Source organism: Streptococcus didelphis DSM 15616, from assembly GCF_000380005.1.
GTDB classification, from domain to species: Bacteria; Bacillota; Bacilli; order Lactobacillales; family Streptococcaceae; genus Streptococcus; species Streptococcus didelphis.
Genome location: NZ_KB904197.1, coordinates 88,546 through 103,179 on the forward strand (window position 1 = coordinate 88,546; position 14,634 = coordinate 103,179).

Annotated in this window: 10 protein-coding genes, 1 tRNA gene and 1 pseudogene; 4 read left to right on the plus strand and 8 right to left on the minus strand. The window is 35.3% G+C overall.

Going from position 1 to position 14,634, the window contains the following annotated elements:
• Positions 1 to 397: 397 nt before the first annotated feature.
• From A3GU_RS0107540 to A3GU_RS0107570, 7 genes and pseudogenes are all read right to left on the minus strand, one after another.
• Positions 398 to 1,210 (minus strand): DUF8371 domain-containing protein, encoded by an 813-nt coding sequence (locus A3GU_RS0107540; protein ID WP_018366935.1) that lies wholly within the window; start codon positions 1,208 to 1,210, stop codon positions 398 to 400.
• Between the two features lie 31 nt (positions 1,211 to 1,241).
• Positions 1,242 to 2,450 carry an ATP-binding protein gene (locus tag A3GU_RS0107545; RefSeq protein ID WP_018366936.1) on the minus strand — a complete coding sequence of 403 codons (1,209 nt, stop codon included), beginning with the start codon at positions 2,448 to 2,450 and terminating at the stop codon, positions 1,242 to 1,244.
• A gap of 537 nt (positions 2,451 to 2,987) precedes the next feature.
• Complete coding sequence (locus A3GU_RS0107550; protein WP_018366937.1) at positions 2,988 to 5,639, minus strand: valine--tRNA ligase; 2,652 nt, start codon at positions 5,637 to 5,639, stop codon at positions 2,988 to 2,990.
• Between the two features lie 128 nt (positions 5,640 to 5,767).
• Positions 5,768 to 6,331: an ATP-binding protein gene (locus tag A3GU_RS0107555; RefSeq protein WP_018366938.1), complete on the minus strand. Its 564-nt coding sequence runs from the start codon at positions 6,329 to 6,331 to the stop codon at positions 5,768 to 5,770.
• Positions 6,328 to 6,774: pseudogene (locus A3GU_RS09730) on the minus strand (GNAT family N-acetyltransferase). The gene A3GU_RS0107555 and the pseudogene A3GU_RS09730 overlap by 4 nt, the downstream one beginning before the upstream one ends.
• Positions 6,775 to 7,033: 259 nt before the next feature.
• Positions 7,034 to 7,420 (minus strand): helix-hairpin-helix domain-containing protein, encoded by a 387-nt coding sequence (locus A3GU_RS0107565; RefSeq protein ID WP_018366941.1) that lies wholly within the window; start codon positions 7,418 to 7,420, stop codon positions 7,034 to 7,036.
• A 22-nt stretch (positions 7,421 to 7,442) separates the two neighbouring features.
• On the minus strand, positions 7,443 to 7,697 hold the full coding sequence (locus tag A3GU_RS0107570) for a DUF1912 family protein (RefSeq protein ID WP_018366942.1): 255 nt from the start codon (positions 7,695 to 7,697) through the stop codon (positions 7,443 to 7,445).
• A 149-nt stretch (positions 7,698 to 7,846) separates the two neighbouring features.
• Between A3GU_RS0107570 and A3GU_RS0107575 the strand changes: the two genes are divergently transcribed.
• The 4 genes from A3GU_RS0107575 to A3GU_RS0107590 all read left to right on the plus strand — a co-directional run bounded on the left by A3GU_RS0107575 (position 7,847) and on the right by A3GU_RS0107590 (position 11,270).
• The gene (locus tag A3GU_RS0107575) at positions 7,847 to 8,278 is read left to right on the plus strand and encodes a MarR family winged helix-turn-helix transcriptional regulator (RefSeq protein ID WP_018366943.1); all 432 of its coding nucleotides are present in this window, start codon (positions 7,847 to 7,849) and stop codon (positions 8,276 to 8,278) included.
• A gap of 11 nt (positions 8,279 to 8,289) precedes the next feature.
• Positions 8,290 to 9,663, plus strand: coding sequence for an MATE family efflux transporter (locus A3GU_RS0107580; protein WP_018366944.1), 1,374 nt, complete (start codon positions 8,290 to 8,292; stop codon positions 9,661 to 9,663).
• 144 nt (positions 9,664 to 9,807) lie between these two features.
• A tRNA-Thr gene (locus tag A3GU_RS0107585) sits at positions 9,808 to 9,878 on the plus strand.
• 525 nt (positions 9,879 to 10,403) lie between these two features.
• Positions 10,404 to 11,270, plus strand: a complete 867-nt coding sequence (locus tag A3GU_RS0107590; RefSeq protein WP_018366945.1) for a helix-turn-helix domain-containing protein — start codon at positions 10,404 to 10,406, stop codon at positions 11,268 to 11,270.
• Between the two features lie 241 nt (positions 11,271 to 11,511).
• Here A3GU_RS0107590 and A3GU_RS10260 read toward each other — a convergent pair whose 3' ends face one another.
• Positions 11,512 to 14,325, minus strand: coding sequence for an Ig-like domain-containing protein (locus tag A3GU_RS10260; protein WP_018366946.1), 2,814 nt, complete (start codon positions 14,323 to 14,325; stop codon positions 11,512 to 11,514).
• Positions 14,326 to 14,634 lie beyond the last annotated feature (309 nt).

Genomic DNA, 14,634 nt, shown 5'->3' on the forward strand with positions numbered 1-14,634 from the left:
AGGTAGGTCTAAAAAACCTGCCTTTTTTGCCTATCTTTGACCATTTAGGTGGTTTTCTAACAAAATCCGCAATTAACAGAATTCTTAATTAATAAAGCAATATTATTTGCATGATTGGGCAAATAATATTGATAGTTCTATTTCAAAAGATTTTTTGTTTACAGTTTTGAAGGTGCTACTCGTTGACGAACATCAATTAGATAAATATTAAGGTAAAGACGGTAAGTATCAGTATAAATATTCTCTTTGATAAATTTCTCAACTTTTATAACTTCCTCATCAGTAAAACAAAAAATAAGATAGAAGCCATTCTTATAATTAGCAGCACTAATATATTTTTGTAATTGTTTTTCATATCCTCGTTTAAAAACTGAGCTACTTGCTCTTTTAATTTCAATTAATATTTTTCTTCTGGTTCATGCGATCTAAATAATTTGAAATCAACTTTTCCATTACCTAAAAATACTTCTCTAGACAAATCAACTTTCTTATTATGAAAATAGGCATCTAGTATATTCTCAATAATTATTTGAATCTGATTTTCTAATATTGGATGTCCACTCTTCCAAAATAAGTGATATAAACTAGCACACTCAATTCTATCTTTAAGATAATCAATAAAACTTGAAATTTCTGAGGAAAGTGTTATATGACCAGTTTGATAACGTTTACGAATATCATTAGGTAATATCTCAAAAAAATAATCGATATTAATCTCTAACACCTCTTCAAAACTATTTATTCCTATTCTTCGATAATTTATTAAATCTTCTACAAACAAAAAATCTGTATCTTCAAAAAGCTCAAATTCAAAATTACTCAGGTCAGAATAATATTGCTCATAGCTACCTTCTATTTCTTCTTCGAAATTTTCAGGAAGAAGTAATGATAGAGCTTCAGCATCAAAAAAATGTTTCAAAAACTCTGGATAATCATTTTGAATATCACATAATGCTTGCAGGATTCTATATAATACCAATTCATGAAAAGCTGTCATTTCATGAATAAATCCATCCTCCAAATCAGACCAATAGTATAATTCATTAATTACTTGAAGATACCTGTCTCTTTGTTCCCTCCATAAATATTTCGGATCTGTAGTCTCAATAAAATCATCCAGTTCTTCATATGTTTCAATGATAAAGGATTCAATCAAATTATGTAAAACATGATTAAAATATTTCCATTGTACTGTTGGAAAAGCTATCATATCATCCTCCTAGTGATTCATTTTAAATCTATTATACTAAAAGCCAATCAATTAGGTTTTGTTTCTCAATTCCTTCATAATTTGCTTGACTTTGGACTTGGTCTAATGTCAGTAAATACTTTGGATACTGATCCTCAATAGCTTGTAGTGGTCTCAATTCTCTTTCCAAAGTTGTTGGGTCCAATGTCGTTAGACTAACTTGATAATAGGCATATTTACCAAGGTCAGTAATAGCAACAAAATCAACTTCATAGTTATTAATATTTCCCACGTAGACTTTATGATAGCGTCTCTTCAATTCTAAGAAGACAAGGGTTTCAATCATATGTCCTAAATCTTCTTTATGGTCTGGCAACAATAATTGTCTAAAACCTAGATCAACAGGGTAATATTTTTCCAGTCTCTGTAATAATGCACGACCTTTGACATCAAAACGTGGAACAGCATAAAAAAGGAGACTGTCTGTTAAAGTATCTAAATAGTTATCTAATGCATGATGGGAAATGTGAGTTTGCTGGCTGATAAGGGTGTTTCTGATTTTATTGGTTGAAACCTGACTCCCCATACTGCTTAAAAGGGTCCTAACGATTCTTTCAATCAAAATAGGACTTGGGCTACCTATTCTTGGAATAATATCATGTAAGAGAATTGAATTATAAATCCCTTGTAGATAATCTATTCTTTCTAGATAAGTTTCTGTCTGTAAAAGGTAGGGAAAGGCACTAAATAAGTAAGCATTAAAGAGTTCTGTATGACTTAAATTACTTCCTTGAATTTTCATACCATGAACAAACTCACTAAATGATAATGGTAATATTTCTAATTGCACATAGCGACCTGTCAAGTTTGTTGCTAGTTGACTGGACATAAAATAGGCATTTGAGCCTGTTAAATAAAGGTCGACATTATCTTTAATAAAGAGACTATCGGCTACTAGTTCAAACCGGTCGACATGTTGGACTTCATCAAGAAAAATATAATTCATATCACTTTCAGATAATCGTTCCACAATATAATCATTTAGTGCTTTAAAACCACGTAAATCAAAATAAGTCAAGTCTTCAAAGTTGATAGCAATTATTTGCTCTGGTTTAACCCCTGAGGCCAAGAGTTCATCTTTGTAAAGTTGAAAAAGTACCGACTTACCTGCCCGCCTAACGCCACTAACCACTTTTATAACTTGCTTTTCACGATGCCTATTTAAAAAGGCTTGGTAGCTTGGTCTTTGAATATATTTCATTCGAATCACCTCATAATTATTATATCATATCTCGATATTATTTGCATGATTGTGCAAATAATCGTTGTTGTTTACCCATATTTGCATATCCGTGCAAATAATAGTTTAAAAGTCTAATCTTACATTGTAATCTCCCTTATTTTAGATATTTGCATTTACTAAAAGCCCTACCCTATCCTAAAAAACGCTTTTAAAATTCAGAAAATGACAAAGCAGTAACTGCTTTGTCATTATAAATAGATTAATTAAAAAATGTCATGATTAGATAGACAATAAAAATAATCACTATAGTCTTCTTTGTATTATTTTTGATCTGCTCATCTTTCAAAAAATGTGTGAAGCGAACAGACAGACTAAACTAGTCAGAAAAACATAAATCATAATAATATCACCGATATGTATCAATTCCAGCGACGGCTACGCATATAAATACCGATACCCCACCAATAATTGAACCTCTAGCAATTGCTTCACTTAAAATTCCACCTATAAAATAGTTTAGTGGCAGGACTCTGCGGAAGTAGTGAATGATTTTAACTATTTAACAAGTTTCTTCATTTCAGTAATGCGCTCCTGCGTCGCATCAAATTTAGCTTGGTAATCGGCTTGTTTGTCGCGTTCTTTTTGGACCACGTCTGCTTTGGCGTTGGCGACGAAGCGTTCGTTGCTGAGTTTTTTTCCGACCATGTCTAGTTCTTTTTGCCATTTGGCCAGTTCTTTGTCCAGGCGGGCTAGTTCTTCGTCCACATTAAGCAGGTCTGCCAGTGGAAGATAGATTTCTGCACCTGTGATGATTGCGGTCATAGCCATTTCAGGAGCCTGCAAATCAGCTGAGATTTCCAATTTCTCAGGGTTGGTGAAACGTCGGATATAGTTCTCATTGGCTTTGAAAAAGTCCTCTAAGTCTTTGTCAGACGTTTTAATCAAGATGGTAATGGCCTTGCTTGGTGCAACGTTGACCTCTGCACGCGCGTTTCGGACTGCACGAATCAAGTCTTTTAAGCTTTCCACACCTCGGTGTGCAGCTTCATTAAGAAAAGCCTCATTAGCCACTGGGTAAGCCGCCGTCACGATTGAACCTTGGGCATACTGAGCAAAAATTTCTTCCGTTACAAAAGGCATGATTGGATGAAGAAGTCGCAAAATCTTATCAAGTGTATAAAGTAAGACAGAGCGTGTGATCACTTTTTCGTCTTCATTGTCGGAATAAAGCACTTCCTTAGTGAGTTCCACATACCAGTTAGCGAACTCTTCCCAAATGAAGTTATACAAGATGTGGCCTGCAACACCAAATTCGAACTTGTCAAAGTTTTCGGTAACTTTGACGATAGTCTCATTGAGGTTGTGAAGAATCCACCTGTCGGTCACATTTCCAGCTTGACCTTTGACCACTTCTGCTACATTTTTTTCAGCTTCAGCCAGTCTCAAGCCTTCATTGTTCATAAGAATGTAACGGGAAATGTTCCAAATCTTGTTAATGAAGTTCCAAGAAGCATCCATTTTTTCGTAAGAGAAGCGAACATCTTGGCCTGGAGCAGAGCCATTTGAGAGGAACCAACGGAGGGCATCAGCTCCATATTTTTCAACCACATCCATTGGATCAATTCCATTACCCAATGATTTAGACATCTTCCGGCCTTCTTCATCACGGATTAATCCATGGATAAGGACATTCTGGAACGGACGTTCATTAGTGAATTCAAGGGATTGGAAGATCATCCGTGATACCCAGAAGAAGATGATATCGTAACCTGTAACTAGTGTTGAGGTTGGGAAGTAACGTTTGAAATCTTCGGCATCTGTATCAGGCCAACCCATGGTTGAAAATGGCCATAAGGCAGATGAGAACCAGGTGTCAAGGACATCTTCGTCCTGTTGCCAGCCGTCGCCTTCTGGTGCTTCTTCACCTACATAAATCTCCCCTTCAGTATTGTACCAAGCTGGAATTTGATGTCCCCACCACAATTGGCGGGAAATAACCCAGTCATGGATATTTTCCATCCAGCTCATAAAGGTATCATTGAAGCGTGGTGGGTAGAAATCAACACGGTTTTCAGTATCTTGGTTAGCCATAGCTTGTTTAGCCAGCTCATCCATTTTAACAAACCATTGGGTAGATAAACGAGGCTCAACAACTGCACCAGAACGTTCTGAGTGACCAACAGAGTGCACCCGTTTTTCAATATTAACTAGGGCACCAAGTTCTTCTAACTTCGCAACAGTTGCTTTACGAGCTTCAAAACGATCCATACCAGCAAATTCACCAGCTAGCTCGTTCATTGTGCCGTCATCATTCATAACATTGACTTGTGGTAAGTTATGGCGCTGACCAACTAAGAAGTCATTTGGATCATGAGCAGGCGTGATTTTAACAACCCCTGTTCCAAATTCAGGATCAGCATGCTCATCGGCCACAATTGGAATCAGCTTATTCACGATGGGTAAAACAACATTTTTGCCGATTAAGTCTTTATAACGAGGATCTTCTGGGTTAACGGCAACAGCAACGTCTCCAAACATGGTTTCTGGTCGAGTAGTCGCAACTTGCAAACCGCGAGAGCCATCTTCCAACATATAAGTCATGTGATAGAAGGCACCTTCCACGTCTTTATGGATCACTTCGATGTCGGACAAAGCTGTGCGAGCTGCCGGATCCCAGTTGATGATGAATTCACCACGGTAAATCCAGCCTTTTTTGTAAAGGTCAACGAAAACCTTGCGTACTGCTTTAGAAAGACCTTCATCTAGGGTGAAACGTTCCCGTGAATAATCCACAGAAATCCCCATCTTGCCCCACTGTTCTTTAATAGTTGAGGCATATTCGTCTTTCCACTCCCAAACCTTGTCTAGGAATTTTTCGCGACCAAGGTCGTAGCGAGTGATTCCCTGTTCACGTAGGCGCTCTTCTACTTTTGTCTGAGTCGCAATCCCTGCATGGTCCATCCCTGGTAACCACAGAGTATCAAAGCCCTGCATGCGTTTTTGACGAATGATAATATCCTGAAGCGTTGTGTCCCAAGCATGGCCAAGGTGGAGTTTACCAGTAACATTTGGCGGTGGGATAACGATGGAGTAAGGTTTAGCTGCCTTATCCCCTGATGGCTTAAAGACATCCTCATCTAGCCATTTTTGGTAACGACCAGCTTCAACCTCAGCTGGATTATATTTTGGTGATAGTTCTTTTGACATAATTGTCCTTTCTTTGTTCTAATCGTTTTTTATACTTTCCTTAGAGGTACTAGCGCTTTAGTACATTTTTGGTTTTTGAATCATAAAAATAAAATCACATTTGAGTATAAAACCTAGGAATTCTAAGCTTATTTTTTCTCAATAGCTTTCATAACAGCCACTATTTCCTCTGCTACTTCTTGGGCACTTTTGTGAGTATTATTAATTTTATGGTAATAGTGCAATGATTCTGGCACTTGTTTGCTATTAAAAGTGACATAATCCATGGTTTTTAGAATGTCATTTTCAGACCACTGAATGTCTCTTTTAAAGGGTTTGTGATGTAGACGATTTTCGGTTTTGTTACGGGCAAGTCTTTCCTCTAATGACGTTTCTAATTCGACAAAAAGGATTTTCTGTCCTTTTTCTTCAAAAATACTTTGGATGTCTTCTAGAAAAGCCACTTCCTTTGGGTCTCCGAAATCAATAACCACGGTGAAAATCATGGAGCGCTTGATTTTGGCGAAGGTCTCAAAAAAATCAAAGCGAATTTTGGTAATCAAATCTGTAGCATCCTTAGACCAGGGCATAAATTTTAAAACAAAATCAATAGTTTCATGATTGTGAAAAAGAGTCATTTCTGTTTTCTTAACTAGCTCTTGACCAATGGTCATTTTTCCAGAAGCTTGAGCTCCTATTAGAAGTAGATTCATTTTCGTATTTCCTCCCACTCACTTTTAAGACGACCATAGCGCAGGGCATTGCAGCGCTGATTTTGGGTATCTTTTCTATCTCTGATGCGTCCTTCTAGGATGAAGCCAAGTTTTTCAGCGACAGCCTGGTTTTGCTTGTTGTAGCTGTAACAACCCAGTTCCACCTTATGCAAATCTAGTAGTGCAAAAGCAATTTCCAAAAAAGCTCGACCAGGTTAAGGAAGTCCTTCTTTTTTGAGGTTTTCTGGGTAAATAGTGTCCAGATAGTGGATTTCGTCTTCAAGGCTTGCAAGAGGTGGAAAACCAGCAGGATAAGAGACCTCCGCAAGCTTTGCAAAAGCAAAGATGTCACCAGCATCTGACAAGCGACGCTCACGAAGAATTAGTCTTTTGGTCTCAATCCTTGGCAGCTGATTATGTTTAAGACTATCTTGTTTTTCCATTATGGTCCGTCCTCCTAGTAAAAAAACCTATCTAGCCTTAGCTAGACAGGGACGAATAGTATAAATCCGCGGTACCACCCAAATTCAAGTATGAAAAATACTTGCGACTTCTTATTTATTTTTAGCTTAGATCAGCAACAACTCTTGACATTTGTGCGGATTTCTCAGTACCACCGCTTCCTGTGACAAACCGACTCAAAAGACCTCTGATAGCTATATTTTAACAGAATCACTACTCTTAAGCAATCTTCCTTACTAATTATTTTTTAAATTTAGCCCCATTTTCAGCCAATTTTTCAACTGTAGCAGGACCAATACCATTAATTTCTAATAAGGACTCTTTTGTCCACGACTTGAAGTCTTCAGCTGAAGTAATTCCTTCATGATAAAGCGTTTCTACTAAATTAGAACGTATGCCTGCCACTTCGGGAAGATTTGTAAAATCATCTAGACTATGAGAGCCTTTTTTAGGTTTGAGATCCTCAAAGACTTCTTGACCACGTTCTATAACTTCTTCTTTTACCTTTTTAGCCTGTTGATTAAGCTGTTTAAGACCTTCTTCAACCTTATTAAGAGAATTTTTAAGAAGTCCTTGATGTTTCATTTTTAATTTGAGTCTTTTTTTATGATTTTTTTGCTTTCCCACGTGATTTACCTACTTTCTTATCTTAAAAATGTTTTGTACCAAATAGATCTTCTGGTACTTCATGAAAGGATTTGCCATTATGATAATTATCAAACTTTCCCAATAAAAACTGGTAAGCATCTAACTTAGCTTCATAGCGTATAAAAGCATCCTTGGCATTCTGAGCATTATCTTCTTGAGCTATCTTTTGACTGGTGGTCATAGCCAATTGATTAAGACTTATCTGGTCCCTAACCCATTCCTCAAAATCTCTCAAAAATTCTTTTTCATTCGCCATGGATATCTCCTTCTATGATTTCTACCTAACATTATAACATAGCAGTCTTTGTTGTGTGAACCAGATTTTAAGAATAATTTCTAGAAATAGATAAGAAGCTATGGTATAATAAAAAAGTTGCATAGGAAGCTATGTAAAAAGGAGAGTATATGAGAAATGAACACTTAGGCGTCTTAATAAAAAAAGCAAATCTTGAGTTTGACCGCCAAGCCAACCACTTTTTAAGTTCTAAACATATCACAACCAGTCAATTTAGAATTATAAAACATCTTATCTTACAACCTGAAGGTAGTCTTAAACAAATTGATATTGAGAATTTTTTTGGTATGACTAATCCCAGTGTCACTGGTATATTACAAAATTTAGAAAAAAAAGGACTCATTTATCGGAAAAATCATCTAGATGATAAACGTTGTAAAGTCATTCTTTTAACTGATAAAGCTAAAAAATTAAAAGATCAGATTTTACAAATTAGTGAGTCGATTGAAGATAATTTTACACAAAGTATGACTAAAGAAGAAACTCAACTACTCAAAGAACTTCTGACAAAGCTAATTACAGAATCAAAGAAAAAACTATAAAAGGAGATTATATGCAAGTTAACAGCCTACAAACTGAGAAAATTCCAAAATTATTATTTACCATGTCCATACCTGCTATAACTGCTAATTTAGTCAATTCACTCTACAATATTGTCGACCAAATCTTTATTGGACATAGTATTGGCTATTTAGGGAATGCAGCGACTAGCGTAGCCTTTCCCCTAACTATTATCTGTCTAGCCTTTGGTCTAACCTTTGGCTTAGGAGGCGCTTCAAATTTTAATCTCTCCCTAGGACGAGGACAAGTTGATCGTGCAAGTAAGACTGTCGGTAATGCTATTACTTTATCTCTTTCTACGGGGTTAATCATTGGAACTTTAATCATTCTTTTTATTAAACCTCTTTTATTGCTCTTTGGTGCAACAGAATCAACCATGAACCTAGCACAAGACTTCACTGCTATTTCTGCTTTTGGAATTCCTTTTTTAATGTTTACCATGAGTATTAACCCTCTTGTTCGTGCTGACGGTAGTCCTACCTATTCTATGATGGCTATCATCTACGGAGCTATCTTAAATGTTATCTTAGTTCCTATTTTTCTTTTCTATTTTAATTGGGGAATTAAGGGAGCTGGGCTTGCAACCCTTATTAGCCAGATTATTTCAGCACTTTACATGGGAATGTACTTTAGAAGGTTTAAGTCCGTTCAACTCAGGGCCAATGATTTTAAACTTGATAAAGGGATAGTCCTTTCTATTTTATCTGTTGGCTCTTCGTCCTTTATCTTCCAGTCCTCCATGCTTATTATTCAAGTAGTTACTAATAATATGCTTCGTAAGTTTGGAGCAGAATCTATTTATGGTAGTGATATTGCCATAGCAGTTGCTGGAATTGTAATGAAGATTAATTCCCTATTTATAGCCATCATTATTGGCTTAGTCCAAGGCGCACAACCGATTATAGGCTACAACTATGGTGCTATGAATTTTGAACGGGTTAGAGAAACAACTAAACTTCTATTAAAAACAGCTACCATTATTTCCTTAGTCGCTTTCTTTAGTTTTGAAATTTTCACACATCCCTTCTTAGAATTATTTGGTAGTGGTTCTAAACTTTACTTCCAATTTGGGATGAAGTATGTTCGAGTCTTTTTATTCTTTGTCTTTTTAAATGGGGTTCAAATTGCTTCTACAACCTTCTTTCAAGCTATCGGAAAAGCTAGTGTCGGAGCCTTTTTATCTCTTACCAAGCAGGTTATATTCTTACTTCCTCTTTTATTTATACTACCTCATTATATGGGGGTTGAAGGGGTTATGTATGCCGGACCAAGCTCAGATTTAATCGCCTTTATCTTAGCCTTATACTTCCTGAGACGAGAATTCAAAAGTATGCCAACTGACTTTCAAATGCCGCATGTTTCCTAAAAGCACAGCCTATCTTCAAATAATTTAAGCTGTAAGTAAACCCTCTCATAACCATAGCTCCTACACTAAGCCCTGCTATTTCTATAAATAATTTCTCAAAAAAGGCTTGCTAAGAAAAACAACTTATAGTATCATAGAAAGGTAGCCGCTGTAGTTAAATGGTATAATAAAGCAATGGTAATGCTTCGTTCCGAGTTCGATTCTCGGTGGTGGCAGTCGTAAAGGAAGCCTTAATTGGCTTCCTTTTTTTGTATCTAAATGTCATCATATTTCCTACTATTATTATCAAGAATAGTTTCAACTTTACTTCTAAATTGTCCTTTTATGAACGTTTTCTTATCCTTATAAAAAGCCCCCATTACTTTTCTAATTCTAAAAAATAAATTTATTACGCATTTACTTATAGTATACTACACATTTAATACATCTCTTTCCTGAAAAATGTTGTATTATCATACTGACTCTTTAGTTTTACCATAGGATGATATAACATAGTAATCTGTAAAGTTTTTTGGAATAATAACTGTTTCAACTTAAAATGTTTAAAAAAACTAATGGCCTTAAAACATAGCTATATTTAGTTCCCTATTTTTTAAATTTACATATTTGAAAATTTTGAGTTCAGCTTCTTAAAACATGTTATACTAACAAAAATAGTTTTAAAGTGTTGATTGAAACCACTACTAGAAGGGTTACCTGTCAATTCATTAAAACTTAAAAAAATAATAAAGGAGTTACCTATGGATAGACAATTTGGAGCAGTATTTAAAGCCTTACGCTTGAACCGTGGATTAAAATTAAAAGATGTAGCTGATGACCGGGTTATTTCTTTACCACAATTGTCACGATTCGAGAGAGGTTTAACACAAATCACAATTGATAAATTATTTTTTATTCTTAGAAAAGTAAATATTCGACTGGAAGAATATCTTTACGCAGTCAATGGTTATGCTGATAATCCCATGGATGTTTGGTTTGAAATTTTACAACAAAATGTGATGAAGGGAAAGATTGACAAGCTTCGGCAAGAACTGAACCGTAAACCCTTTGACTGGGAAACAGGAAATACCTATTCTTTAAATCGTCTGATGGTCACTGCTTTGATTAGCCACCTTGATCCTAATGAAAGTATTTCAGATAAAGATTTGATAGACTTATCTGACTACCTATTTAATGTGGAATTTTGGAGTTTTTATGAAATCTTATTATTAATGAACACCAGTAGAATTCTTAGTCCAGATTTAATGATAAGTCTAACAAGAACCATGTTAGATCGTACAAATTTTTATCATGAAATCAAAAAGAATATTGAGCATATTTTACGTATAAGCCTTAATACCTGCTTAGCCTGTCTAGATTGTCGAAGATTAAATGATGCGGCTTATTTCATGAAATATATTGAGGGAATGTTAACAAATGATACTCAATTATATGAGCGTACCGTCTTTCTTTATATCAAAGGTTATTACAATGTGTTGAAACATGATAATAAGGGATTTGATAATATGGAAAAAGCCTGGTTAATTGCGAAATACAGTGAGTCAGAGCATCTGGCAAGATGTATACATGATCATTTAGAAAAGGTCAAAAATAACTTAGAATTCTAACCTAAAATTATCACTGAAGAAAGTGTCTACTTCCTCTTAAAATGTAATAGGTAAAAATGCTCAGCCACTTAAACCCATTCCACAAATACTGTAACTACTTTAGGGTTTTGTATTATCTTAAATCTATGACACACTAAAAGGTATTATCATTAAAGATAGTACCTTTTATCATTATTTTAAAGTTATCTACAATCACATCTAAATAATTGGCTTACTATTTTTCGAAATGTATGATGATAATTTATTTCTCTGATGTTCTTCTTTTTGTAAAAGCTAAAGCTAAAACTGATAAAACTAAACCTAATATAGAAAGAACAGATGACTTATCTCCTGTACTTGGTAGTTCTGGCTTGCTTACTTTTGCTACCACTTTAGGATTTTCTGGCTCTTTGTCAGCAAGTGCTTTTTGTGAAAGGACTGGCTTATCTTCTTCAATAACGGTTTGACCATCATTTGCCCCTGAAATAATCTCCGGACTGTTAAAATCAAAGTCAACAAGAGGACCTGTTTCTGTAATTTCTTCTGTGCCATCATTTGATCCTGAAATAATTTCTGAACTATCTGTTTCATNTTCTATAATTGGACCATGTTCTGTAATTTCTTCCGTGCCATTATTTGANCCTGAAATAATTTCTGAACTGTCTGTTTCATNTTCTATAATTGGACCATGTTCTGTAATTTCTTCCGTGCCATTATTTGAACCTGAAATAATTTCTGAACTGTCTGTTTCATTTTCTATAATTGGACCATGTTCTGTAATTTCTTCCGTGCCATTATTTGAGCCTGATTCTCCCGGAGCTGTGTTACCATCAAAATCAATCACGTGACTATCTGTTGACCTAATTAATAGACGTTGATAAACATAGGTTACTTCTTGGAAAGCTCTCCCTTTGAAAGTTCCTGTAGCTCTTGAACCATCTTCATGATGAGCTGCACCTTCTTTAACATCTTGAGTACGGACAAATGTATAACCTTCACGGTCTAGACGCCCTGTAGTGTAGTTGTCCTTCATGGTACCTTCAAGTACTTTTCCATCTACAGTATCATCTACAGAAACAAGATTTCCTGATTCATCAATCGTTTGGTAAATATGATGTTCTTGGAAACTTCCTGGAACCTTTTGTGGGTCTTCAACTACACGCTCATAAACATAGGTGATTTCTTGCTTAATGTTTGGAACAAAGTTACCATTAACAGTATCACCAGTTGCTGTATATTTTGGCCCATTTATTGGTTTTTCTGTTCTAACAAATCTAAAATCTGCTTTATCCTTCTTACCTGTAGCATAAGTAGCTTCTTTACGGCCAGTTTCAAGCTGACCATCCACTGTTTCTCGTGCTGTCTCTACACCATCTTGATCTTTGGTAATATAGATATGATGTTCTTGGAAACTTCCTGGAACCTTTTGTGGGTCTTCTACCACACGCTCATAAACATAGGTGATTTCTTGCTTAGTCTTTGGTACGAAATTACCGCTTACCCTATCTCCTTTCTCATTATAAGCAGGATTGTTAATAGGATTTTCAGTTTTAATAAAGGCATAACCATCTTTATCTTGTTTACCAGTTGAATAGAGTTCGTTCCTACGTCCTTCAAGGTCTTGCCCGTCAACTTTTTCACTTGCTGTCTCTACACCATCTTGATCTTTGGTAATATAGATATGGTGTTCTTGGAATTGACCTGGTTCTTGTAATAAGCCACTACCATTGGCAACCCCACCATAGAGGTTAATGGCATTCCCCCATGTCCAGTCATAACTTTTTGCAGACAAACTATTTTTTCCTGTAAATCTAGTATTTGTCTTAATATCTTTAGGGCTTTCTTCAGTTCCTGGATCAAACTTAGCAGTATATTGGACAACATATTGCTCATTATTCTTAGTAGTATTATTAAAATAGACAGAAAGATATGCTGTTGTTTCTAAAAGCTCACTATAATTAATCTGCTTAGTAACTTGTGAGGTAATTTCATCAAATTTACTTTTATCAATGGCAAAACTCTGACTCAGTTCTTGCCCTTCTTTCAATCGGTAAACTTTAACAGAATCAAGTGCATCCTGATCATAAATTACTCCACTTCCTGATAAATTATAAAAATCAATTTCTCTATTGATAATAGTAGCTTTATTAGGATTATAATAAGCAGTGTGTGTAACAGTTTTATTCACAAAATCAATATTGTTTAAGTCGGCATTTCCATTTGAATCATCATTTGGACCAACATACAATGTGTAATCAACCATTACAGGAAGTGTTGTGGAATCCTTACCAACCGTCACCACTGTATTCTGACTAGAAGTATTTGGAACCTTATCTTTATCAATAAACAGAGGTAATTTCATTGATCCCTTTATATTTGTTAAACTACTAACAGAATTTGTAAAAGTATAACGGATTTTTGTTGCATTTATAATTTCTGCGGAAGCAAGCACAATTTGTTCATTTTTTATATCGTCCGCAACAGCAGTTGCAGAGATTCCTTTGAGGTCCACATTATCAGAGATTGTTAGGTCAAAGTAATCTCCTGGATTAGCCTTTGGTAATTCAAAAGTTATTTTTGCTGCTAAGGAATTGTCTTGATTTGTTTGTAGTTGTTCTACTCCTGCAAAGGGTCTGACGGTAGAGATAGTTTCATTAGGTTTATTTCCCCCATTAATCTGAATATTAGATTTTATCTGGTCCGAAATATCTTGACCTGTTGCTGCTGTTGGATTTATTGTAGCTATTGTAGTTACAGGAAGAGTTGCTGTTTCAGAAGCTGGAGAAGGTGTCGTTTCAGCAGAGTTAGCGACAGGGTTTGGGCTAGCTGTAGGAACAACTGAATTACTGGCAGATGCTTGGTTACCTACTGTTGACACCAAGTCCTTATCTGCAACTAGTGAGGATGGGTTTTCTTCTACTCTAACAGCACTTGCTTCTTGTGCTAATACCGCATGTGAGTGTAATGCTAAGATTACTGATGTTCCTAAAAGAACTGAGGCAACGCCACAGCGATACTTTCTAATTCCAAAACGTTCTACTTTAGCGAATGACTTTATGTTTTTCTCTTTTGTCATTTTTTCTCCAATTTACTTCTTTAATTTTTCGACTATTATTTTTAACATGAAAAAAACAGTTCCACATAAACGTGACTGTTTTCATTTTTATGAATAATAAACATTACTATTCTATAAGAAAAAAATATCTAATAGTTCTTTTTAGCACAGTTAAATCATTTTTTACATGTATTTGCTTAATTTTATACTATGTTAATTTAGAGTCTTAATAAATTAGCAAATAATCTTGCTTAAGTTCTAACTTTTTCTTATCATATTTATAAAGCATTTTGTTTGAAAAGGTAGAAGCTTTCAACTAGAATAAATACT

What these genes read in the sequence shown, in the direction of transcription:
- A3GU_RS0107540 (WP_018366935.1), bottom strand. Translation starts at nt 1,210, where the DNA reads ATGATAGCTTTTCCAACAGTACAATGGAAATATTTTAATCATGTTTTA.
- A3GU_RS0107545 (WP_018366936.1), bottom strand. Translation starts at nt 2,450, where the DNA reads ATGAAATATATTCAAAGACCAAGCTACCAAGCCTTTTTAAATAGGCAT.
- A3GU_RS0107550 (WP_018366937.1), bottom strand. Translation starts at nt 5,639, where the DNA reads ATGTCAAAAGAACTATCACCAAAATATAATCCAGCTGAGGTTGAAGCT.
- A3GU_RS0107555 (WP_018366938.1), bottom strand. Translation starts at nt 6,331, where the DNA reads ATGAATCTACTTCTAATAGGAGCTCAAGCTTCTGGAAAAATGACCATT.
- A3GU_RS0107570 (WP_018366942.1), bottom strand. Translation starts at nt 7,697, where the DNA reads ATGGCGAATGAAAAAGAATTTTTGAGAGATTTTGAGGAATGGGTTAGG.
- A3GU_RS0107575 (WP_018366943.1), top strand. Translation starts at nt 7,847, where the DNA reads ATGAGAAATGAACACTTAGGCGTCTTAATAAAAAAAGCAAATCTTGAG.
- A3GU_RS0107580 (WP_018366944.1), top strand. Translation starts at nt 8,290, where the DNA reads ATGCAAGTTAACAGCCTACAAACTGAGAAAATTCCAAAATTATTATTT.
- A3GU_RS0107590 (WP_018366945.1), top strand. Translation starts at nt 10,404, where the DNA reads ATGGATAGACAATTTGGAGCAGTATTTAAAGCCTTACGCTTGAACCGT.